The sequence below is a fragment of the Streptomyces tritici genome (assembly GCF_048500665.1).
GTDB classification, from domain to species: Bacteria; Actinomycetota; Actinomycetes; order Streptomycetales; family Streptomycetaceae; genus Streptomyces; species Streptomyces tritici.
In genome coordinates this window covers 6,397,130-6,417,121 of sequence record NZ_CP183183.1, presented here as the reverse complement: position 1 = coordinate 6,417,121, position 19,992 = coordinate 6,397,130, and the positions used below count along the sequence as shown (strand labels likewise).

General features: G+C 72.9%; 21 protein-coding genes and 1 riboswitch. Of the genes, 12 read left to right on the top strand and 9 right to left on the bottom strand.

Annotated features, from left to right (window positions below; genetic code table 11):
- The first annotated feature begins 11 nt into the window (after nt 1-11).
- The 3 genes from ACNJ93_RS29435 to ACNJ93_RS29425 all read left to right on the top strand — a co-directional run bounded on the left by ACNJ93_RS29435 (nt 12) and on the right by ACNJ93_RS29425 (nt 2,257).
- A complete protein-coding gene (locus ACNJ93_RS29435) occupies nt 12-497 on the top strand; it encodes an N-acetyltransferase family protein (RefSeq protein WP_418961572.1) in 486 nt (161 codons plus the stop codon).
- Nucleotides 498-608: 111 nt separating this feature from the next.
- Nucleotides 609-1,421, top strand: a complete 813-nt coding sequence (locus ACNJ93_RS29430; RefSeq protein ID WP_418960495.1) for a TSUP family transporter — start codon at nt 609-611, stop codon at nt 1,419-1,421.
- 257 nt (nt 1,422-1,678) lie between these two features.
- Nucleotides 1,679-2,257 carry a hypothetical protein gene (locus ACNJ93_RS29425; protein WP_418960494.1) on the top strand — a complete coding sequence of 193 codons (579 nt, stop codon included), beginning with the start codon at nt 1,679-1,681 and terminating at the stop codon, nt 2,255-2,257.
- 58 nt (nt 2,258-2,315) lie between these two features.
- On the opposite strand, the gene ACNJ93_RS29420 is transcribed toward ACNJ93_RS29425, so the two are convergent.
- From ACNJ93_RS29420 to ACNJ93_RS29410, 3 genes are read right to left on the bottom strand one after another with little or no spacing between them, the layout of a single operon-like run.
- Nucleotides 2,316-3,344, bottom strand: coding sequence for an NAD(P)/FAD-dependent oxidoreductase (locus ACNJ93_RS29420; RefSeq protein ID WP_418960493.1), 1,029 nt, complete (start codon nt 3,342-3,344; stop codon nt 2,316-2,318).
- Nucleotides 3,341-3,889 carry an isoprenylcysteine carboxyl methyltransferase family protein gene (locus ACNJ93_RS29415; RefSeq protein WP_418960492.1) on the bottom strand — a complete coding sequence of 183 codons (549 nt, stop codon included), beginning with the start codon at nt 3,887-3,889 and terminating at the stop codon, nt 3,341-3,343. Before ACNJ93_RS29415 ends, ACNJ93_RS29420 begins: the two co-directional genes overlap by 4 nt.
- Nucleotides 3,890-3,896: 7 nt before the next feature.
- Nucleotides 3,897-4,991, bottom strand: a complete 1,095-nt coding sequence (locus tag ACNJ93_RS29410; protein ID WP_418960491.1) for a type III polyketide synthase — start codon at nt 4,989-4,991, stop codon at nt 3,897-3,899.
- A gap of 78 nt (nt 4,992-5,069) precedes the next feature.
- On the opposite strand from ACNJ93_RS29410, the gene ACNJ93_RS29405 reads away from it, so the two are divergent.
- From ACNJ93_RS29405 to ACNJ93_RS29395, 3 genes are all read left to right on the top strand, one after another.
- Entirely contained in the window at nt 5,070-5,984 is a 915-nt protein-coding gene (locus tag ACNJ93_RS29405) for a UbiA family prenyltransferase (protein ID WP_418960490.1), read from the top strand.
- A gap of 192 nt (nt 5,985-6,176) precedes the next feature.
- Nucleotides 6,177-6,318, top strand: a riboswitch (SAM riboswitch).
- Nucleotides 6,319-6,544: 226 nt separating this feature from the next.
- The gene (locus ACNJ93_RS29400; RefSeq protein WP_418960489.1) at nt 6,545-7,267 is read left to right on the top strand and encodes an IclR family transcriptional regulator; all 723 of its coding nucleotides are present in this window, start codon (nt 6,545-6,547) and stop codon (nt 7,265-7,267) included.
- Nucleotides 7,268-7,381: 114 nt separating this feature from the next.
- Entirely contained in the window at nt 7,382-7,693 is a 312-nt protein-coding gene (locus ACNJ93_RS29395; RefSeq protein WP_418960488.1) for a hypothetical protein, read from the top strand.
- Between the two features lie 45 nt (nt 7,694-7,738).
- Here ACNJ93_RS29395 and ACNJ93_RS29390 read toward each other — a convergent pair whose 3' ends face one another.
- Complete coding sequence (locus ACNJ93_RS29390) at nt 7,739-8,440, bottom strand: helix-turn-helix domain-containing protein (RefSeq protein ID WP_418960487.1); 702 nt, start codon at nt 8,438-8,440, stop codon at nt 7,739-7,741.
- Between the two features lie 111 nt (nt 8,441-8,551).
- On the opposite strand from ACNJ93_RS29390, the gene ACNJ93_RS29385 reads away from it, so the two are divergent.
- Nucleotides 8,552-10,186, top strand: a complete 1,635-nt coding sequence (locus ACNJ93_RS29385; protein WP_418960486.1) for an amidohydrolase — start codon at nt 8,552-8,554, stop codon at nt 10,184-10,186.
- A gap of 54 nt (nt 10,187-10,240) precedes the next feature.
- Here ACNJ93_RS29385 and ACNJ93_RS29380 read toward each other — a convergent pair whose 3' ends face one another.
- Nucleotides 10,241-10,714 (bottom strand): MerR family transcriptional regulator, encoded by a 474-nt coding sequence (locus tag ACNJ93_RS29380; protein WP_418961571.1) that lies wholly within the window; start codon nt 10,712-10,714, stop codon nt 10,241-10,243.
- Between the two features lie 61 nt (nt 10,715-10,775).
- Between ACNJ93_RS29380 and ACNJ93_RS29375 the strand changes: the two genes are divergently transcribed.
- Together ACNJ93_RS29375 and ACNJ93_RS29370 are read left to right on the top strand one after the other, a co-directional pair.
- On the top strand, nt 10,776-11,546 hold the full coding sequence (locus ACNJ93_RS29375; protein ID WP_418960485.1) for a methyltransferase domain-containing protein: 771 nt from the start codon (nt 10,776-10,778) through the stop codon (nt 11,544-11,546).
- Between the two features lie 151 nt (nt 11,547-11,697).
- Complete coding sequence (locus tag ACNJ93_RS29370; protein ID WP_418960484.1) at nt 11,698-14,364, top strand: SpoIIE family protein phosphatase; 2,667 nt, start codon at nt 11,698-11,700, stop codon at nt 14,362-14,364.
- Nucleotides 14,365-14,422: 58 nt separating this feature from the next.
- Here the strand turns inward: ACNJ93_RS29370 and ACNJ93_RS29365 are convergent, their stop codons facing one another.
- The 3 genes from ACNJ93_RS29365 to ACNJ93_RS29355 all read right to left on the bottom strand — a co-directional run bounded on the left by ACNJ93_RS29365 (nt 14,423) and on the right by ACNJ93_RS29355 (nt 16,137).
- Nucleotides 14,423-15,007, bottom strand: a complete 585-nt coding sequence (locus tag ACNJ93_RS29365) for a DinB family protein (RefSeq protein ID WP_418960483.1) — start codon at nt 15,005-15,007, stop codon at nt 14,423-14,425.
- 106 nt (nt 15,008-15,113) lie between these two features.
- The gene (locus ACNJ93_RS29360; RefSeq protein ID WP_418960482.1) at nt 15,114-15,332 is read right to left on the bottom strand and encodes a hypothetical protein; all 219 of its coding nucleotides are present in this window, start codon (nt 15,330-15,332) and stop codon (nt 15,114-15,116) included.
- A 331-nt stretch (nt 15,333-15,663) separates the two neighbouring features.
- Nucleotides 15,664-16,137, bottom strand: a complete 474-nt coding sequence (locus tag ACNJ93_RS29355) for a hypothetical protein (protein WP_418960481.1) — start codon at nt 16,135-16,137, stop codon at nt 15,664-15,666.
- A 102-nt stretch (nt 16,138-16,239) separates the two neighbouring features.
- Here ACNJ93_RS29355 and ACNJ93_RS29350 point away from each other — a divergent pair, with 102 nt between their 5' ends.
- The 3 genes from ACNJ93_RS29350 (at nt 16,240) to ACNJ93_RS29340 (ending at nt 18,016) form a co-directional block, all read left to right on the top strand.
- Nucleotides 16,240-16,695, top strand: a complete 456-nt coding sequence (locus ACNJ93_RS29350) for a VOC family protein (protein ID WP_418960480.1) — start codon at nt 16,240-16,242, stop codon at nt 16,693-16,695.
- A gap of 37 nt (nt 16,696-16,732) precedes the next feature.
- Nucleotides 16,733-17,431, top strand: coding sequence for a nucleotidyltransferase domain-containing protein (locus tag ACNJ93_RS29345; RefSeq protein WP_418960479.1), 699 nt, complete (start codon nt 16,733-16,735; stop codon nt 17,429-17,431).
- A gap of 144 nt (nt 17,432-17,575) precedes the next feature.
- Nucleotides 17,576-18,016: a DUF6892 domain-containing protein gene (locus ACNJ93_RS29340; protein WP_418960478.1), complete on the top strand. Its 441-nt coding sequence runs from the start codon at nt 17,576-17,578 to the stop codon at nt 18,014-18,016.
- 70 nt (nt 18,017-18,086) lie between these two features.
- On the opposite strand, the gene ACNJ93_RS29335 is transcribed toward ACNJ93_RS29340, so the two are convergent.
- Complete coding sequence (locus tag ACNJ93_RS29335; RefSeq protein WP_418960477.1) at nt 18,087-19,907, bottom strand: ABC transporter ATP-binding protein; 1,821 nt, start codon at nt 19,905-19,907, stop codon at nt 18,087-18,089.
- Nucleotides 19,908-19,992: the final 85 nt, after the last annotated feature.

The window sequence follows — 19,992 nt, the reverse complement described above, 5'->3', positions numbered from 1 at the left end:
CCGCCTCCGTCATGGTCGTCCCCCTCACCGCCGCGCACGCCGACGAGGTGCTCGCGATCTACCAGGCGGGGATCGACGAGGGCGACGCCACCTTCGAGACCACCGCCCCGACCTGGGCGGAGTTCGACGCGGCCAAGCTGCCCGAACACCGCTTCGCCGCCGTCGACGAGACCGGCCGCGTCCTCGGCTGGGTCGCCGCCACGGCGGTCTCCGACCGCTGCGTGTACGCCGGCGTGGTCGAGCACTCCGTCTACGTCCACCCCGACGCCCGCGGGCGCGGCGTCGCGTCCGCCCTGCTCAAGGCGCTCGTGGACTCCACCGAGGCGGCGGGGATCTGGACGATCCAGTCCGGGATCTTCCCGGAGAACGCGGCGAGCCTGGCCGTCCACGAACGGGCCGGCTTCCGCGTCATCGGCCGGCGCGAACGCATCGGCCGCCACCATGGCCGCTGGCGCGACACCGTCCTCGTCGAACGCCGCAGCAGCACCGTGGCATAGGCCCCAGGGTTCGGAGCTCCCCACCAACTGCGCGGGGGTTGCCGGTGTCTTCGGCCGAAGGAGGAGCCGGCCCATGGCGAGCGGGGCATGAGGCAGGCAAGGATCATGGCCATGGCCGTGGACAAGGACCTCGTCTCGACGCCGACGTACTCAGCCCCATGGGTGTTCGCCGCGGGCGGGGCCGTGGGCGTGCTCGGCGGGATGATCGGCCTGGGCGGCGCGGAGTTCCGACTGCCGCTGCTGATCGGCGTGTTCGGGTTCGCCGCGCTGTCAGCCGTGATCCTGAACAAGGCGATGAGCCTGGTCGTCGTTCTCGTCGCGCTTCCCGCCCGTTTCGCGGCGGTGCCGCCTCCCGAGGTCTTCGGGCACTGGCCCGTCGTGGTCAACCTGCTGGCGGGGAGCCTGCTGGGCGCGTGGGCCGGGGCGTCGTGGGCGGTACGGATGCGGAGCGCCACCCTGTACAGGGTCCTGGCCGCGCTGATGGTCGTCATGGCTGCGGCGCTGGTGGCGACCCACGCCACGACCCTGGGATCGCTCGTCTTGCCCCTGTGGGCCCAAGTGCTTTGCGGCGTCCTGGCCGGCTTCGGCATCGGGGTGGTCGCGGCGCTCATGGGCGTGGCCGGCGGGGAACTCCTGATCCCCACGATCGTGCTGCTGTTCGCGGTGGACGTCAAAGCGGCGGGCAGCCTGTCCCTGCTGGTGTCCCTGCCGACCATGCTGGTCGCGTTCGCCCGCTACAGCCGAGACGGCAGTTTCGCGGTGCTCGGTACCCACGTCCGCTTCGCGCTCACCATGATCGGCGGCTCTGTCGCCGGTGCGCTGGTGGGCGGGCTGCTGCTCGGGGTCGTCCCGGATGCGGTACTGATTCCCGCCCTGGCCCTGGTCCTGCTCGTCTCCGCCGTCAAGGTCGCCCGGCACGATTGACCGCTGCCGCGATGTCGCCCTGCTTCCGTCGCGAACCAGCTGCACGAGAAGCTGCGTTCGGTCTCGACCGGATCCGAGTGACTGCCCGGCGGGGCCGGGAAACGATCCATGGGGGCACAGGGGCACATGCACCCGACACCATGCGCACTCGCTGGTCAGCGAGTTCCGCCGATGACCCGCGATGCCATCCCGATCCAGAAGCCAGGCCCCCGAAATCCCGTGGTCCCCCTGATGCACAGGGCGCAGAATCCGTCGGTATGGGAACCGACATACACGGCTTCTTGGAGTGCCGTACCAACTACCGCACGCTTGACGCCGAGGACATGACCGGCTGGCACGGGGCCGTCGACCTGGACCTGCTGTACAGCGGGCGGGACTACGACGCCTTCGGCTGCCTGTTCGGCGTACGGAACCTCGCGGGCTTCCGGCCCCTGGCCGCGGAGCGGGGGCTGCCGGGGGATGTCTCTGAGGAGGCCCGGCGGAGGTACGAGGGCTGGGGGCGGGACGCGCACGACGCGACGTGGATCGGGTGGGACGAGCTGTCACGGGTGGATGGGGACGAGTTGGCCGAGCAGGTGGACGAGCGCGTCCACATGTTCACGCGCGTGGCCTCCGGAGACTGGGTGCTGACCGGGAAGGGGTTCTGGGATCACGCCGACAGGCCGGAGGGTGACGAGTGGATCCAGGACGGCCGGCTGTTCCGCGTCGTACGCACGAGCCGACGGGATGCCGTACCGGAGGGCGGCGAATGGGCTCCGGTATGGGCGACGATGCGGGCCTTGGCCGACGTCCACGGCGACGAGCACGTCCGGCTCGTCGTCTGGTTCGACAACTAGCGCCCTCTAGGACGACGTTCGCCCTTTCCGCCGAGCAGGTCGCCCGGGGTCGGTCCCGTCAGCCGATCAGGTTCACGGCGCTCTGGAACAGGCCGGGAAAGCGGGCGGCGGCGGGCGTGATCAGAGGGGCCAAGGGTGGCTGGTTCCGCGCCCAGAGGAGAGAACTCGTCAGGAGGCGGTAGCTGCGGGACAGGCGGAGCCAGGCGGATTCGTACGCCTCCGGGCGGCCGTCGTGGAGGCAGCGTACGAGGGTGTCCGCCGCTGTCAGGGCGAGGGTGAGGCCCTCGCCGGTCAGCGCGTCGACGTACCCGGCGGCGTCGCCCACGAACAGGACCCGGCCGGCCACCCGGGTGCGGGCCTGCTGGCGCAGCGGTCCGGCGCCCCTGACCGGTGTGCCCTCGGCCGTGCGCAGACGGGCGGCCAGTGCGGGGAAGCGGGTCAGCTGGTCGTCGAAGGGCAGGTGGCGGGAGGTGAGGATGGCGACGCCGAGCTGCCGGGGTCCGAGCGGAGTCACGTATGCCTCGCAGTCGGCGGACCAGTACACCTCGACCAGGTCGGTCCACGGCTCGACGGCGTAGTGCCGCCGCAGGCCGTAGCGCGGCACGTGTCGCCGGGTGGCCGGCCGCACGGTCAGGCCCAGGGTGCGCCGGATGGGCGAGTGCAGTCCGTCGGCCGCCACGAGGTAGCGGGCGGTGATCCCGTCCGCGGTCACGTACCCGTCGGAGGGGGTCACCCGTCGGATGCGGTGCGGGATGACCGGGACACCGAGCTGGGCGGCCCGGGCGGCGAGTGCCTGGTGCAGCGTGGTCCGGCGGACGCCGAGACCGGATCCCGTGCGGAAGCGGGCTTCGGCGCGCCGGTCGCCGGCGGCGTCGACGTAGCGGATGCCCCGGAGGTGCGCGCCCGGCACCTGCACGCCGAGGGAGCTCAGGGCGCGTACCGCCGTCGGCATCAGTCCCTCGCCGCAGGCCTTGTCGATCGGCGCGGGCCGGGGCTCGGCGACGACGACGTCGAAGCCCCGCCGTGCTCCGTGGATCGCGGTGGCCAGGCCCGCCGGGCCGCCGCCGACGACGAGGATGTCGATCACGACACGGCACCGGTGGGCGGCAGCGCGCGTGAAGGCGCCAGGGCCGAGTTCTCGCAGCGGATGCGGACGGTGATCAGCGCCGCGTTGAGGAGGGAGAAGGCCAGGGCGGTCAGCCAGGCGGTGTGGACGAGCGGCAGGGCGGCGCCCTCGACGACGACCGCGACGTAGTTGGGGTGCCGGAGGTGGCGGTACGGGCCCGAGGCGACGAGAGGAAGGTCCGGGACGATCAGCACCCGCGTGTGCCAACGGGGCCCGAGCGTGCCGATGCACCACCAGCGCAGCGCCTGGGCGGCCAGCACGAGGGCGAGGGCGACCCAGCCGAGCAGCGGCACGAAGGGCCGGTCGGCCGCCCAGGGTTCGACGAGGCAGCCGAGGAGCAGTGCGGTGTGCAGGACGACCATGACCGGGTAGTGCCCCGCACCGTACTCGCGGGCGCCCCGGGCGCGGCTCCAGGCGCCGTTGCGGCGCGCCACGGCGAGTTCCGCGAAGCGTTCGGCGGCGACCAGCAGGACCAGCACGGTGTACGACGTCTCGGTCAGGGTCACGGCAGCCTCACCAGGCCAGGAGGACGAGTTCGGACGAGAAGCCCGGCCCGAAGGCGATCATCAGGCCGATCGTTCCGGGTGGCGGCCCGTCGGCCTGCGTGGCCTGCAGGATCTGCAGCACCGACGCGGACGACAGGTTGCCGTGGCCGGCCAGGGCGCGGCGGCTCGCCGCGAGCGCCGCGTCCGGCAGGCCGAGTCCGTCGGCGAGCGCGTCCAGGATCTTCGGGCCGCCGGGGTGGCAGATCCACGCCGTGACGTCCGCGGGCTTGAGGTCGTGCTCGGCGAGGAAGGACTCGACCTCCTCCGTCACGTGCAGCCTGACGAGCTCGGGGAGTTCCGGGCCGAGGACCATGCGGAAGCCCCAGTCGCCGACGTCCCAGCCCAACAGGTGCTCCGTCCCCGGGTACAGGCGGCTGCGCGTCGCCGCGACCGTCGGCCCGGGAGGACCGGACGCGGGGTGGGACGCGGGGTGGGACGCGCCCGGTTCCGTACGGGGCCGGTCACCGCCGACGGCCACGAGTGCGGCGGCCCCGTCGCCGAACAGGCCGCCCGCCACCAGGTTCGCCGTCGACAGATCGGCTCGCTGCAGGGTGAGCGAACACAGCTCGGTGGACAACAGCAGCGCGGTGCCGCCGGGCCGGCCGTCGAGGAAGTCGTGCACCCGGGCCAGGCCGGCCGCGCCCGCCGAGCAGCCGAGCCCGAACAGCGGCACGCGCCTGACATCCGGGCGCAGACCGATCCGTTCGGCCAGACGCGCCTCCAGGGAGGGGGTCGCGATGCCGGTCACGGTCGTCGAGACGACCAGGTCGACGTCTTCCGCGCGCACGCCGGCATCGCGGAGCGCCCGCTCGACGGCTTCGGCGCCCAGCGCGGTGGCCCGTTCGACGAACAGGCGGTTGGTCTCGCCGAAGGTGCCGAGAGCGCGGTAGCGGTCGAGGGGCAGCGCGAGATGACGGCTCTCCACGCCGGCCGCCGCATGCAGCCGGCGCACGAGATCCCTGCCGGATCCCGGCGGCAGACCGGAGACGAGGTCTTCGGTGATCTCGTGCTGCATGTGGCGGTGCGGCGGGAAAGCCGTGCTCACCGCGAGGACGCGGGTCATTGCTCCAACATAGGGACGGTAGGACGCCGACGCCCTCAACCCGGCGGTCGTGGGCGCGCCGTCGCCTAGCGTGGTGCGGTGCGCCCCACCACGGACAAGGGAACTCCCCGCCTCGCCGCTCCGGCCGCCGTTCCGGGTTCGGAGCAACGCCGAACTGTCGTCGGCCTGCTGAAGGCAAGTCACCCCGTGCCGGCGGCGGCGGTGACGGTCCTCGCCGCGCTGCTGGCCGTCGCGTCCGGCCTCGGCGCGGCCTCGGCGGCCGAGGCGGTGGCGGCGGTCGCAGCCGGTCAGCTGTCGATCGGCTGGTGCAACGACCTTCTGGACCGGCGGCGCGACCGGGCCGCGGGCCGCCGTGACAAGCCGCTGGCCACGGGCGCCGCGCGGCCGGGCGCGGTGGAAGCGGCGGCCGTCGTCGCGCTGCTGCTCTGCGTGCCGCTGTCGCTCGGTTGCGGGCTCCTGGCCGGCGTGGTGCACCTCGTCTGCGTCGCCTCAGGCTGGACGTACAACCTGTGGCTCAAGCGGACGGTCCTCTCCTGGCTGCCGTACGCGGTCGCCTTCGGGCTGCTGCCCGCGTTCCTGACACTGGCGCTCCCCGGCCGCCCGTGGCCACCCCTGTGGCTGACCGCCGCGGCGGCGCTGCTGGGGACCAGCGCCCACTTCGCCAACGTCCTGCCGGACCTGGACGACGACCTCGCGGGCGGGGTGCGCGGGCTCCCGCAGAGAGTGGGTCGGCGCGGGTCCGTGGCGTCGGCCGCGGTCCTGGCCCTCGCCGCCTCCGTGGTGCTGACGGCCGGCCCGGCGGGGCCGGTGTCCCCGGCGGGAATGGGCCTGACGGGAGTGACCTCCGCGCTCTGCCTCGTGGCGGTGGCCGGACCGTCCGCGTGGGTGCGCGGGCGCGTGCCCTTCGTCGCCATCATGGTCATGGCGGGCCTCGACGCCACGCTTCTGGTACTGGCCGGAGGCGCGCCGACCGGCGGTCAGGTCTGGCCCTGACCGAAGCCGACGCCGCCGGGTCCTGTCCCCGCGCGGCTCGCTCGCGTACTGCTGCACCTCGTCACAGGCCCGCCCCGGCGTCCGAACGGATTCGGTTCCGCCGCCGGCGGCGTCGCGGGCCGCCTGACCTGCCGCTCGCGGAGCCGGGCAGCCGTTGGCAGGGAGCGCCCGGAGTCTTGTATGGTTCCTCGCGAATCATCCAGAGGGGTGGAGGGACCGGCCCTACGAAGCCCCGGCAACTCCCCGTTCGACCCGGCGCTCCATGTTCGCGCCGCGCCGTCGGGATCAGTGCCAACTCCGGCCCGCGCCAACGTGGCGCGGGAAAAGATGAGGAGACACGGTGCTCTCTGTGCTGACCTTCGCCCCGCTTCTGTCTGCCCCGGGCTTTCCGCGTACCCGCGTATCCGTCTCGTGATCACCGCGGCGCATCGGCCGACCGCTTCGGCCCTTCCCCACTGATCTTCCCTGCCCTCCGCCTGGGCGCGGTTCCCGCGACGCATGCCTCGCATGCCTCGCACGCCTCGCATGCCTCGCGGGTCGAGACTGGAGCACCTCTTCTCATGGATATATCGGATATTTCTAGCGGTGTCGGCGTCCTCGACAAGACCGCAGTGATCCTGGGCGCGCTGGCGTCAGGGCCCGCCACACTGGCGGGGTTGGTCACCGCCACGGGACTGGCCCGGCCCACAGCCCACCGGCTCGCCACCGCCCTCGAACGCCACCGCCTCGTCGCCAGGGACCTGCAGGGCCGCTTCGTCCTCGGCCCCCGGCTCGCCGAACTCGCGACCGCGGCGGGCGAGGACCGCCTGCTGGCCGCGGCGGGCCCGGTACTCACCGCCCTGCGTGACACCACCGGCGAAAGCGCGCAGCTGTACCGCCGGCAGGGGGAGATGCGCGTCTGCGTCGCCGCCGCCGAACGCGCCTCGGGCCTGCGTGACATCGTGCCCGTCGGTTCCGCACTCCCCATGAAGGCCGGCTCCGCCGCCCAGGTCCTGCTGGCCTGGGAGGAACCCGAGCGCTACCACCACGGTCTGCAGGGGGCCCGCTTCACCGCCACCACCCTCAGCGGCGTACGACGCCGGGGCTGGGCCCAGTCGACCGGCGAACGCGAACCCGGCATGGCGTCCGTCTCGGCGCCGGTGCGCGACGCGGCCCATCGCGTCGTGGCCGCCCTCACGGTCACAGGCCCGATCCAACGCCTCACCCGCAACCCCGGCACGCTGCTCGCCCAGGTCGCCGTCGACGCGGCCGAACGCCTCACCGAAGCCATCCGCCACCCCTGACACCGGCAACGCCACCAAGCCCTGCGCCCTCCCCCGGCTCAGGCCCGGCACGCGGTGCACCCACGCACGCACCTGGCCTCCGCATCCCGTGCGCCGACGATGTTGGATGGCTCCATGGGGAAACGACCGCAGGCCAAGAAGAAGCGGACTCCCTTCGGCATGCCGAAGGCCGTCGTCCTGCTGGCGACGCCGGAGGGCTGGCGCCACACGGTCCTCACCGCCGAAGGCGGAATGCTCTGCGGGCGGCTTCCCGACGCGCCGATCGACGCCGACCCCGCCGAGGCGCGGGGCCGCGCGGAAGCCATGGTCGTAGGACTCGCGCGCGACTTCCACGAAGTCGACGTCGAAGTGGTCTGGGATTCGCCCCAGGAACCCTCGTCCTGGACCGGTCACGTCACCCCCCACCGAACGCCGGGGACTGCCTGAAGCATGGCGTCGCCGAGTCCTCTTCCTGGAATTCGCCATCAGGCGTCAGGCGTCAGGATGGAGTGTTGCCGCCGCCGCGAGGGTGAGTTCGAGGGCGAAGGGGTAGCCGCTGTGCCGCATTTCGGCGGCGAGCAGCGGGTACGTGGCCGCGATGTTCGGGTGGGTCCGGGCGGGCAGGCGGCCGTACGCGGCGTGCCAGACTTCGGCGTCCGCCTCCGCCGCCGCCTCGGGCAGGGCCGCGGCCGCGGCGTCCTGGGCGGCGAAGGCCAGGGCCTGGTCGACGAAGGCATGGTAGATCCGTACGGCCAGGGCGTCGGGGAAGCCGCCGTCGCGCAGGATGCCGAGGATCGTCTCGACGGCCCGTGTCTCGTGCGGGCGGCCGGTGGTGCGGTGCGCGGCCAGCAGGGCGGCCTGCGGCTGGGCCAGGTACGCGGCGTGGATGCGCAGGCCCAGGGCGCGCAGGTCCGCGCGCCAGTCGCCGGTCGGCCGCCAGCCCTCCTGGGCGCGGCCGATCATCTCGTCGGCCAGGGCGAGGAGCAGGGCGTCGGTGTTGCGGAAGTAGCGGTACAGGGCGCTGGGGTCCGCGCCGAGGGCGGCGCCCAGCCGCCGTACCGACAGGGCGTCCGCGCCGTGTTCGGCGACCAGGCGCAACGCCGTCTCGACGATGAGGCGTTCGGACAGGACGGCGCCCTGCTTCGTCGGCCGGCGCCGCCGCCGGGCGCCTTCGGGGACCACGCGATCGGACATGGCCGCACCTTATGTCAACACCATTGACCTGTAAACCGCCGACAGGCTTGCATGGCGTCCTGTCCGCCGCCCCGCGCCCGCCCGGCGCGCCGCACGCAAGGGAGCCGCCGTATGCCCCACGCCGATCTGGTCTTCACCGGAGGACCCGTCCTCACGATGGACTCCGCCCGGACGCGCGCGAGTTCGCTCGCGGTCACCGGGGAACGGATCACGGCCGTCGGCCACGACGAGGTGCGCGAGCTGATCGGCCCCCGGACCGAGGTCGTCGACCTGACCGGCCGGCTGCTGCTGCCCGGCTTCCAGGACGCGCACATCCACGCCGTCGGCGGCGGCAGCGAGCTCGCCCAGTGCGACCTGACCGGTGTCGTCGACGTCGACTCGTGCCTGGAGCGGATCCGCGCCTACGCCGAGGCGCACCCGGACCGGGAGTGGATCACCGGCGGCGGCTGGTCCCTGGAGACCTTCGCCGGCGGGCTGCCGACCCGGCACCTGCTCGACACGGTCGTACCGGACCGGCCGGTACTGCTGTCCAACCGGGACCACCACGGCGCCTGGGCCAACTCCCGCGCCCTGGAGCTCGCCGGGGTCACCGCCGCCACCCCGGACCCGGCCGACGGGCGCGTCGAGCGGGAGGCGGACGGGTCGCCCAGCGGCATGCTGCAGGAGGGTGCGACGGGACTGGTGTCGCGCCTCGTGCCGCCGAGCACCCCTGAGGAGCGGCTCGCGGCTCTGCTGCGGGCGCAGAGGCTGCTGCACTCGCTGGGCGTGACCGGCTGGCAGGACGCGCTGCTCGGCGCGTTCAACGGCATGCCCGACCCTTCCGGCGCGTACCTGGCCGCGGCGCGGGACGGTTCGCTGACCGCGCGGGTGACGGGGGCGCTGTGGTGGGACCGCGAGCGCGGCGCCGAGCAGATTCCCGAACTCGTGGCCCGCCGCGAGGAGTTGACGTACGGGAGGTTCCGGGCCGGCTCGGTCAAGATCATGCAGGACGGCATCGCGGAGAACTTCACCGCCGCGATGACCTCCCCGTACCTGGACGGCTGCGGCTGCGCCACGGCCAACTCCGGGCTCAGCTTCGTCGACCCCGTCGCCCTGCGCGACCACGTCACCGCGCTCGACGCCCTGGACTTCCAGGTCCACTTCCACGCCCTCGGCGACCGCGCCGTGCGCGAGGCGCTCGACGCGGTGGAGGCCGCCGTGGCCGTCAACGGGCGGCGCGGCAACCGCCACCACCTGGCCCACCTCCAGGTCGTCCACCCCGACGACGTGCCGCGGTTCGCGGCGCTCGGCGCCCTCGCGAACATCCAGCCGCTGTGGGCGGCGCACGAGCCGCAGATGGACGAGCTGACCATCCCGTTCCTCGGGCCCGAACGCGCCGCCTGGCAGTACCCGTTCGGCGATCTGGTCCGCGCCGGGGCCACCCTCGCCGCCGGCAGCGACTGGCCCGTCTCGAGCCCCGACCCCCTCGCGGGCCTCCACGTGGCCGTCAACCGCCGCGAACCGGGCACCGACGACCACCGGGTCTTCCTGCCCGAGCAGCGCCTCGACCTGCCGACGGCCCTGGCCGCCTACACCGCGGGCGCGGCGCACGTGAACGGCCACGACGACGCCGGCAGCCTGCGCCCCGGCCACCTCGCCGACCTGGTGGTGCTCGACCGCGACATCCTCGCCGCGCCGCCGGAGGAGATCGCCGAGGCCCGCGTGGAACGCACGTACGTGGGCGGCGCGCTCGTCCACCAGGTCTGAGCTACCGACGCGGCGTCGACGACCGCTCGCGCCAGGGGCATGCGGGCGGCTCTCTCATGAGGTCGGTGTCGCCGCCTCCCTCACCGGCTCTCCGGCCGGAGCTCGGGAGGCGGTCCGCTCGGCGATGAGCCGCCCGTAGTTCGGGCACTGGGTGACGTCTTCGTGCGCGCAGTTCATGCCGCCCTCGATCAGCTCCAACGAGGCCTGGGCCGCGGCGATCCTGGCCCGGAGCTCCTCGGCGACGGGGCGCAGGATCTCGTGCCGGGTGGTGCGGTCCGCCGTCGCGGAGAGACTCCTGATGGTGTCCAGGCCGAGGCCGGCCTCCTTCATGACGAGGATGGTCGCCACGCGGGTGACGTCGTCCGGGCCGTAGCGCCGCCGCCCGCCGGCGTCCCGTACGGGGTGCAGCAGGCCCACGGCTTCCCAATGGCGCAGCACGTGCGTGGCCAGGCCGAACCGGGCCGCGAGGGCCCCGATGCTCACCATGCCGACGCCGGTGCCCACGACGCCGACGCCGGTGCTCACCATGCCGACGCCGCTGCCGGCTTCGCTTGACTTCATGTCGACATTAAGTCGCAGCATGGCGTCCATGTCCATGAACCCCGAAGCGGTGGCAGAGCACCGCGACATCGCATCCATGCTGGCCGTACTCGACGCCGCGGACCGGCTGCCGGACGCCACCCGGCTCCGGGCCCGCTCCTACGAACTGCTGTCCCTCGTCCCGGACTCGACCGTCCTGGACGTCGGCTGCGGCGCCGGACGAGCCGTCGCCGAGCTGGCCGAACGCGGCGTGCGCGCCGTGGGTGTGGATCCGAGCCCGGTGATGCTGGCCGCGGCCCGGAAGCGGTGGCCGGAGGCCGAGTTCCTGGAGGCCGGGGCGGAGGAGTTGCCGTTCGCCGACGGAAGCGTGCGCGGCTACCGCGCCGACAAGGTCTTCCACGTCCTTCAGGAGCCGGCGCGCGCCGTGGCGGAGGCGCGACGGGTCCTCTGCCCGGGCGGCAGGATCGTCCTGGTCGGCCAGGACTGGGACGCCATCATGATCGACTCGGACGACCCAGCGCTCACCCGCACGATCGTGCACGCCCGCGCCGACCTCCTGAACGCGCCCCGCGCCGCCCGCGAGTACCGCAGCCTGCTCCTGGCCGGCGGCTTCGACGACGTCACGGTCGAGGCGCACACCAGCGTGTTCACCGACCCCGCGATGCTCTCGCTGCTCGCGAGGCTCGCCGAGCCGGTCTGCGCCGCCGGCACCGTCGACCGAGACCGGGCGGAGGAGTGGCTCGCCGAACAGCGCCGGCGCGCCGAGACCGGCCGCTTCCTCGTCGCCCTTCCGTTCTTCGTGGCCTCGGCCTCCGCCTGAGCGACCTCCGGCGGGGAGCGGCCACGACAAGGGGGATCTATCGTCCGCTTATAGCCCCATCAGCATGTCGGATGCTAAAAAGGACAGCGTGATCAGGCGCTTCGACCGCATACGGGGCGTGTCGCTTCCGCCACTGATCGACAGACGCCCCATGAGCGTCGCCGGACAGGTCTTCGCCCTCCAGGTGGCGGTCGTGGTGTTGCTCGCGCTGGGGGCGATCCTGGCGCTGGTGCTGCAGACGCAGCAGTCCAGCCAGCGCGAGGCGCGGAATCGTTCCGTCTCGGTCGCGCAGACGTTCGCCCACTCCCCCAGCCTCCTGGACGCGCTGAAACAGCCGGATCCGTCCGCGGTCCTGCAGCCGCTCGCCGAGGAGACCCGGCGGACCGCCGGGGTCGACTTCATCGTGGCGATGGACACCCGGGGCATCCGCTACACGCACCCCCAGCCGGAGCGCATCGGAGGCCGTTTCGTCGGCTCCATCGAGCCGTCCCTGCGGGGCGAGGTCCTGACCGAGAGCGTGGACGGCCCGCTCGGCGAGGAGGTGCAGGCGGTCGTCCCGGTGCGGGATCGCAGCGGAGAGGTCGTCGCCCTCGTCTCCGCGGGGCTCACGGTCGCGCACGTGAGCGCCCCGGTGCACCAGCAGCTGCCCGTCATCCTCGGCACCGGCGCGGCCGGCCTCGCCGTGGCCACGGCCGGCACCGCGCTGACCGCCCGGCGGCTCAAGCGCCAGACCCGCGGCCTGGGCCCGGCCGAGATGACCCGCATGTACGAGCACCACGACGCGGTCCTGCACTCGGTACGCGAAGGCGTGGTCATCGTCGGGGGCGACGGCCGGCTGCTGCTGGCCAACGACGAGGCCCGACGGCTGCTGCACCTGGGGCCCGACGCCGAGGGCCGGCCGGTCGAGGAGTTGGCGGACCTCGAACCGAGCGTGGCCGAGCTGCTCGCCTCGGGCCGGTGCGCCACCGACGCGGTGCTGCTGGCAAACGGGCGCCTGCTGGTGATCAACCAGCGGCCGACGGACGCCGACGGCGGCCCGAAGGGCACGGTGGCGACCATCCGCGACTCCACGGAGCTCCGGGCCCTGGCGGGGCGGGCCGAGGGCGCGAGCCGGCGGCTGGAGCTGCTGTACGACGCCGGTGTGGTCATCGGTACCACCCTCGACGTGCGGCGGACCGCCCAGGAGCTGGCCGAGGTGGCCGTCCCGCGGTTCGCCGACTTCGTCACCGTCGATCTCGCCGCCCCGGTCCTCACCGGCGAGGAACCCGAGGGCGGCGAGCTGGACCTGCTCCGCGCCGCCGTCCACGGCATCCGGGACGACCACCCCCTGTACCCCCAGGACCGGCTGATCCAGTTCCTCCCCTCGACGCCGATGGCCCGCGGCTTCGGCACCGGCCGGGCGGTGCTGGTCGAGGACCTGTCGAGCGCGCCGGGCTGGCACGCCCAGGACCCGGAGCGGGCGAGCCGGATCGTCCGGTACGGCATCCACTCCCTCATCACCGTGCCGCTCCAGGCCCGTGGGGTCGTCCTCGGCGTCGCGAATTTCTGGCGCTCGGAGAAACCCGGGCCGTTCGAGGCGGAGGACCTGACCCTCGCCGAGGAACTCGTCGCCCGCGCCGCCGTGGCCGTCGACAACGCCCGGCGCTACACCCGCGAACACGCCCTGGCCGTCACGCTGCAACGCAGCCTGCTGCCCCGTACGCTGCCCGAGCACAGCGCCGTCGAGGTCGCGCACCGCTACATGCCCGCGCAGTCCGGTGTGGGCGGCGACTGGTTCGACGTCATCCCCCTGCCGGGCAGCCGCGTCGCGATGGTGGTGGGCGACGTCGTGGGCCACGGCCTGCACGCCGCCGCGACGATGGGCCGGCTGCGCACCGCGGTGCACAACTTCTCCACCCTCGACCTGCCCCCGGACGAGCTCCTCGCGCGCCTCGACGACCTCGTCGGCCGCATCGACCAGGACGCGGCCTCCGGCGACGGCGCCCTCGCCATGACGGGAGCCACCTGCCTGTACGCGGTCTACGACCCGGTGAACCGGCGGTGCGCCCTGGCGCGCGCCGGACATCCGCCGCCCGCCCTGGTCCGTCCCGACGGCCGGGTCGAGTACCCGCAGCTTCCGGCCGGCCCGCCGCTGGGCCTCGGCGGCATGCCGTTCGAGACGGCAGAACTGGAGCTGGAGGAAGGCAGCCAGCTCGTCTTCTACACCGACGGCCTGATCGAGGACCGCACCAGGGACATCGACGTCGGGATGGACCTGCTGCGCACGGCCCTCTCCCACGCCGGCAGCTCACCGGAGGAGAAGTGCCGGGCCGTCCTGGAAGCGCTCCTGCCGACCCGGCCCAAGGACGACGTGGCCCTGCTCATCGCCCGTACCCGCGCCCTCGGCCCCGACCACGTCGCCCAGTGGGACGTGCCCAGCGACCCCAGCGCGGTGTCCGAGATGCGGGCGGCGGTCGTCAAGCAGCTGGAGGTCTGGAACCTGTCCGAGCTGGTGTTCAGCACGGAACTGATCCTGAGCGAACTGGTGACCAACGCCATCCGCTACGGCACGCAGCCCATTCGCGTACGCCTGCTGCGGGACGAGTACCTCACCTGCGAGGTGGCGGACGGCAGCAGCACGTCCCCGCACCTGCGGTACGCCGCGACGACGGACGAGGGCGGCCGCGGACTCTTCCTGGTCGCCCGACTCTCCGAGCGCTGGGGCACCCGGTACACGCCCGAGGGGAAGATCATCTGGGCCGAGCAGCCCGTCGACGGTTCGGCGCAGGACCCGGACGGCATGCCCCAGCTCGACTTCTTCGCCGAGGAAGGGCTCTGACGGCTCTGACGCGGCTTTCTGACGCGGCACGACCGCCAACATGTCGCATGGGCAACCTCTAGGCCTTGATCGGTGCGGCCGATCTGGCGGCCTGCTCGATCTTCGCGCAGTACGCTGCGCGGGCTTCCTCGTCGATCGGCTGCTCGTGTTCGGGGCGCACCCCGGTCCGGCCGTCGAGGCCCTCGCGCAGGATGTCGGCGTGCCCGGCATGCCGGACGGACTCGCCGAGGACATGCACCATGACGGCGAACAGGTTCGTGTGGGGATACGGCTCCGGCCACCACGGCACGTGGCCGGGGGCGTCGAGGGGAAGCTCGTTGATCGTCGCGTCCGAGTGTTCCCACGTGCGCCGGTAGAACCCGATGATCTGATCGCGGGTCTCGTCCTCGGTCGCCCACAGATCGCCGCCGTCGTGGTCCTGCCACCGGGGCAGCGGTTCCGGGGAAGGGCGGTCGAAGACCTCGCCGAAGTACCTGGCCTCGACGGTGGCCACGTGTTTGACCAGCCCGAGGAGGTTGGTCCCGGTCGCGGTCAGAGGACGGCGTGCGTCGTATTCGGACAGGCCGTCGAGCTTCCAGAGCAGCGCCTCGCGGTCCCGCCGCAGTCTCCGGTGCAGGTTGTCCTTCGCGAATCCATCGATCATGCGGCACGAGCCTGCCACGGGCTGCGCACAGCCTCAAGATCCCGTACGCAGCCCGTCGGCGACGACCGGCAGAGCCGAGGCCCGACCATGCCCGCCATCCTGACCGCTACAAACGTGGGTCCGGCGGGCCCATGAAAGCGTCGAGCTCGTCGACGATCTTGCGGAGCTCGCGGGCTCCGCGGCGCGACATTGCTCGCATCGCGCTGTCGAGGAGGGCCCGGCCTTCGAGAGGGTTGCCGCAGCAGTACCAGTGCACGTTGCCGAACTCGTCGTCGTGCCAGAGATCGCGGGTGGGCCTGTGGACGTAGGCCTTCCACAGGCGCAATGCCGCGTCGATGTCCCCCGGTCGGAGGTAGTTCCGCGTACGTTCGAGGCGAACGATCTCGGACAGTGCTCGCGGGGAGAGGCGGTCGATGGCCGGCCTCGGGCGGTGTGACTGCTGCCGGTCCGGCATTGCGGCCCGGATGCGTCCTGGCCGTCTACGCGGCATGGGCCTTTCGGTCGGTCGTCATGCCGCACATGGTGCCACAAGGTCGAACGGCGTCTCGAACGAATTCGCTCGCCTGAGATCGGTCCGCCGTGGAGGCGGCCTCGGTCCGATCACGTGCTCCGACCAACGAGCTTGTTGATGGCCTCCCAGAGGATTCCGGTGTGCCTCAGGCGGTGTCCACGCCCCAGCGCCAGAGGAGTTGCCCACCCACGGGGACCGCTGCCCAGCGGGCGCCGGCGGCGTCCAGAGGCGGTCCCGTCCGCGCCAGGGACTCCTCGTCCAAGGGAGCCGGTCCGACGCCGCGGCCCTGGGTGGGCAGGCCGCGCCACACCCGGTAGGCCCAGTTCACGGCGAGCTCGGCGGCCATGACGGCGTCGCCGCCACGGCGCAGCACCTTGAGCCCCGACCGACGGTGCCGGCCCGGGGTGACGAGCTCGAAGCCCTCGAACGTGGCACCGCGCGCCATCGCCCCCCAGAAACCGTCGTCGATGCCGAGGGCGGTCTCCACGACGGCGTGGACCAGGTCGTGCGGCATGGTCGGGCCGACGGGCTGGGCGGGCAGCCTGACGTCCGGCCCTTTGCGGGCCCGGACGATGATCTCGTGCTGATTGTCCGGCAGCTTCCGGAATTCCATCTCCATCAGGGGTGACAGTAGGACCGGGAACGCCCGATGCCCATCGGATTATCCGTGAGCACACCGCCTTCACGGTCGTCTGTCGGACCTGGGTGGGATGCTCCGAGCATGGAGATGACCGTGCAGCTGACGATCGACTGCTCCGATCCTCAGAGAATGGTGGCGTTCTGGGCCGAGGCCCTGGGCTATGTGCCGGAGCCGGCGCCGGACGGACACGCCACGTGGCGTTCCTACTGGGCGGCGATGGGGGTGCCCGAGGCAGAGTTGCCCGCCGGTGCGGGGGACGTACCGGAGTCCATCATCGATCCCGCAGGGCGCGGACCCCGGGTGTGGTTCCAGCAGGTTCCCGAGGCGAAGGTCGCCAAGAACCGGTGGCACTTCGACCTGAAGGTCGGCGGCGGCCGTGACGTACCGCTGGACGTCCGCGCTCAGCGGGTCAACGCCACGGTGGGACGACTGGTCAAGGCCGGTGCCACCGTGCTGCGGATCAGGGACGAGCCGGACATGGGGTTCTACGCCGCGGCCATGCAGGACCCCGAGGGCAACGAATTCGACGTCGTCTGAGGGGCATCGCACCGAGGGCGGCACTTAGGCTGCGATCATGGCTGACCCCGTGCTCACCGCCCGCGAACTGGTGCGGGACCGATTCCCTGCCGCCCGGGCGGCCTTCCTTGCCGGCAGCGTGCTGACCGATCGCAGGACGCCCACCTCCGATCTGGACATCGTGGTCCTCCTGGACGGGCCGCCCGCCCCCAGCCGGGAGAACCTGGTGTACCGCGGCTGGCCGGTGGAGCTGTTCGTGCAGACGGAGGCCGTCTGGCGCAGCTTCGCCGACCGGGAGACGGCGAAGCGGAGTTCGCCGCTGCTCGCCATGTGTGCGGGCGGGATGCTCCTGGTGGACTCGGACGGGCTGGGCGCTTCTCTCCAGGCGGAGGCGCGAAGGCGTTGGGCCGCCGGCCCGCCGCCGCTCTCGGAGGGTGAGCGTGACTACCAGCGGTACATCCTGACCGACTTGCTCGACGACCTGCGCGGCTGCACGGACGCCGCGGAGCGGATGTACCTGGTTTCGCACATGCTGCAGCGCGCCTCTGAACTGGTCCTCCTGGTCGGTGGGCACTGGCTCGGCGGAGGCAAATGGCTGTCGAGGCGGCTGGCAGCCGCGGACCCCGCGAAGCACCGCGCGTTGTCCGAAGCCGCCCCGCAGGCGATCGCCGGGGATGTCACTGCCTTCGCCGCGGCCGTGGCAGACGTGCTCGACCTGGCCGGCGGCCCCTTGTGGGACGGGTACGCCATCCGATGAGTCGGTGCGGCGCCGACACACCACCAGGGGGTAGCCGAGTGCCGGAGTTGCTTGGCTGCCTGCCCTCGGTGGCGGTCCGTGCCGAGTGCCGGAGGACGCGGGATGCCGGGCAGCCGTGTCGTAGCTCCGTGGTACTCATGTCGCATGAGCCAGTTCCGCGACTTCAACCTCAAGCTGCTCGTCATCGAGGAGCTCATGTACGGCCCCGAGCCGCTCCTTCCGGTCTTCGACCTGCGCGCGCGGCTGGCCGAGCGGGGCATCGGCGACCCCGCCTCCTATGTGCTGGGGAACGGGCTCCACGCGGAGGTGCTGCCGGAGGCCCGGGCCCATTTCGAGGCCCTGGAGATCCCGGCCGAGCTGCTCGCCCGCGTCGAGGAGCTGTGCTTCGACGCCGGAGCGGAGGTCTTCCGGCACTGCGCCCCCGCCTGGGACGGCGAGGACGACCTGTTCGACGTCCGCTCGCTCGACGACCTCGCCCTGCTGCCGAGCCTCCGCGAGGTCACCTTCGTGGAGGACGGCGTCCTGGCCGTACCGGACGCGGCCGAGGTCTTCGCCGCACGCGGCATCGACGCCGACTTCGACTGACCCCGGCCGGCGGCCCGCCGCCCCGGCGGGGCTTCGGAGGCACGCCGGAGCAGGCCGGACACACCTGCCGTCACGCGGATGCCTCAGCGTCGACGGCAGCTCCGCCGCGTTCACCGGCGTCGGCACCGGACCGCAGGCGTCGGCGCCCGCCGGCGCCTTCCGTCGGCTCGGAGATCCCCGTCGTCGCCGTCGTCGCCTGGGACAGGTTCCAGAAGTCGGCGTAGCGGCGGCCGAGGCCCAGGAGTTCGTCGTGGGTGCCCTCCTCGACGATGCGGCCGGCGTCGAGGAAGACGATGCGGTCGGCGTGGCGGACCGTACGCAGCCGGTGGGCCACCATCACCACCGTCCGGCCTGCCATCAGGCGCTCGATGCCGGCGTGGACGGCCGCCTCGTTGACGGGGTCGAGCGCGGAGGTGACCTCGTCCAGCAGCACGATCGGCGCGTCCTTGAGCAGCGCCCTGGCGATGGAGACGCGTTGGCGCTCGCCGCCGGACAGTCGTGCGCCGCCCTCGCCGACGTCCGTCGCCCATCCGTCGGGCAGGCGCTCGACCACCTCGTCCAGGCGCGCGGCGGCCGCGGCCTCGCGTACCTCGGCGGCGGTGGCGTCGGGACGGCCGAGCCGTACGTTGTCCTCGATCGTGCCGTCGAAGAGATAGACGTCCTGGAAGACGATCGCGAACTGCGCCATCAGCGCCTCCGGGCCGATCGCGCGCACGTCCGCCCCGCCGACGCGCACGGTGCCGGCGTCCACGTCGTAGAACCGTGCGAGAAGCTGCAGCAGGGTGCTCTTGCCCGCACCCGACGGCCCCACCACGGCCAGCCGTTGCCCCTCCGGGACGGACAGGGACAGGTCGTCGAACACGGTGTGTCCGTCGTGCCGGAAGGTGACGGCCTCCACGTCCAGTGCGTGGCCGCTCTGTTGGGCCGTTCCCGGGATCTGCGGGAGCGGTTCGGTGCTCAGGACCGCTTCGAGGCGGGACAGTTCGCCGCGCGCGGCGCGCAGTTTGCCGCTGAGGTCGGCCAGGGACAGCAGCGGATCCGCGCAGCGGGCGGCAAGCACCAGGATTGTCAGCAGCTCCGCCGCACCGACGTTCCCGCCGAGCGCTTGGTACGCCCCCAGGGCGAGCACCGCGGTGAAGACCGCCTGCACGGTCAGGGTCAGGCCGAGCACGCCGGGCAGCGCCGACAGCGTCGAACGGCGGGAGGCGCGCTGGACCTGCTGCAGGGCGTCGTCGAGGAGCCGGAAGCGCTCGGCGGTCCGGCCGCCGGCGCGCAGCACAGGTTGGGCCTGGAGGTATTCGACGACCCTCGCGGTGGCCTCGCGGTCGCGCGTGGCGCGCTCCTCGTCCTCGGCCGCCGTCGAACGTCCGGTCAGGATCTGGATCACGGCCACGACGGGGACTGCGGTCAGCGCCGCCAGGCCCAACTGCCAGTCGAGGGCGAGGATCACGGCCACGATCGTCAGGGGCGTCACGGCGGCGGAGACGAACGGTGCCAGCAGGTGCGCGATCACGCTCATGGCCTGCAGGACGCCTGGGCCCGCCAGGACGGACACCTCTCCCACGCGGGCCGAGCCGTACCAGCCGAGCGGCAGCCGGGCCAGGTGGTCGCCGAGCCGGTGGTACACGCCGCGCAGCAGCGCGGTGCCGACGCGGAAGCCCGACAGGTCACTGAGGTAGCGCAGCACCGCGTAGGCCGCCAGCGCGGCCCCGAACGCGGCCAGCCAGGGCCAGGCGCGCTCCGGTGTGCCGCCGAGCAGGGCGCGCAGCACGGGTGCCAGCAGGGCGTACGACAGACCCTCCACGACCGCGGTCGTGGTCATCAGGGCGAGGGTGCGCTGCATCGGGCGGGAGTACCGGGGGCCGAGTACGCGCAACAGCATGCGGATCATCGAGGGTCGTCTCCTTGCGGGTCGAAGGGGGTTCGCGGGCGCGACTCGTGCGGGTCGTGCGGGTCGTCCGGGCCGTGGGTCGTCG

Bases quoted from the DNA above. Each gene is read 5' to 3' on its own strand.
- ACNJ93_RS29380 (WP_418961571.1), bottom strand. From the start codon at position 10,714: ATGGTGAGCACCGGCGTCGGCGTCGTGGGCACCGGCGTCGGCATGGTG.
- ACNJ93_RS29335 (WP_418960477.1), bottom strand. From the start codon at position 19,907: ATGATCCGCATGCTGTTGCGCGTACTCGGCCCCCGGTACTCCCGCCCG.
- ACNJ93_RS29385 (WP_418960486.1), top strand. From the start codon at position 8,552: ATGCCCCACGCCGATCTGGTCTTCACCGGAGGACCCGTCCTCACGATG.
- ACNJ93_RS29430 (WP_418960495.1), top strand. From the start codon at position 609: ATGGCCGTGGACAAGGACCTCGTCTCGACGCCGACGTACTCAGCCCCA.
- ACNJ93_RS29410 (WP_418960491.1), bottom strand. From the start codon at position 4,991: ATGACCCGCGTCCTCGCGGTGAGCACGGCTTTCCCGCCGCACCGCCAC.
- ACNJ93_RS29375 (WP_418960485.1), top strand. From the start codon at position 10,776: ATGTCCATGAACCCCGAAGCGGTGGCAGAGCACCGCGACATCGCATCC.
- ACNJ93_RS29350 (WP_418960480.1), top strand. From the start codon at position 16,240: ATGGAGATGACCGTGCAGCTGACGATCGACTGCTCCGATCCTCAGAGA.
- ACNJ93_RS29390 (WP_418960487.1), bottom strand. From the start codon at position 8,440: ATGTCCGATCGCGTGGTCCCCGAAGGCGCCCGGCGGCGGCGCCGGCCG.
- ACNJ93_RS29370 (WP_418960484.1), top strand. From the start codon at position 11,698: ATGAGCGTCGCCGGACAGGTCTTCGCCCTCCAGGTGGCGGTCGTGGTG.
- ACNJ93_RS29395 (WP_418960488.1), top strand. From the start codon at position 7,382: ATGGGGAAACGACCGCAGGCCAAGAAGAAGCGGACTCCCTTCGGCATG.
- ACNJ93_RS29355 (WP_418960481.1), bottom strand. From the start codon at position 16,137: ATGGAGATGGAATTCCGGAAGCTGCCGGACAATCAGCACGAGATCATC.
- ACNJ93_RS29365 (WP_418960483.1), bottom strand. From the start codon at position 15,007: ATGATCGATGGATTCGCGAAGGACAACCTGCACCGGAGACTGCGGCGG.
- ACNJ93_RS29400 (WP_418960489.1), top strand. From the start codon at position 6,545: ATGGATATATCGGATATTTCTAGCGGTGTCGGCGTCCTCGACAAGACC.
- ACNJ93_RS29340 (WP_418960478.1), top strand. From the start codon at position 17,576: ATGAGCCAGTTCCGCGACTTCAACCTCAAGCTGCTCGTCATCGAGGAG.
- ACNJ93_RS29345 (WP_418960479.1), top strand. From the start codon at position 16,733: ATGGCTGACCCCGTGCTCACCGCCCGCGAACTGGTGCGGGACCGATTC.
- ACNJ93_RS29435 (WP_418961572.1), top strand. From the start codon at position 12: ATGGTCGTCCCCCTCACCGCCGCGCACGCCGACGAGGTGCTCGCGATC.
- ACNJ93_RS29425 (WP_418960494.1), top strand. From the start codon at position 1,679: ATGGGAACCGACATACACGGCTTCTTGGAGTGCCGTACCAACTACCGC.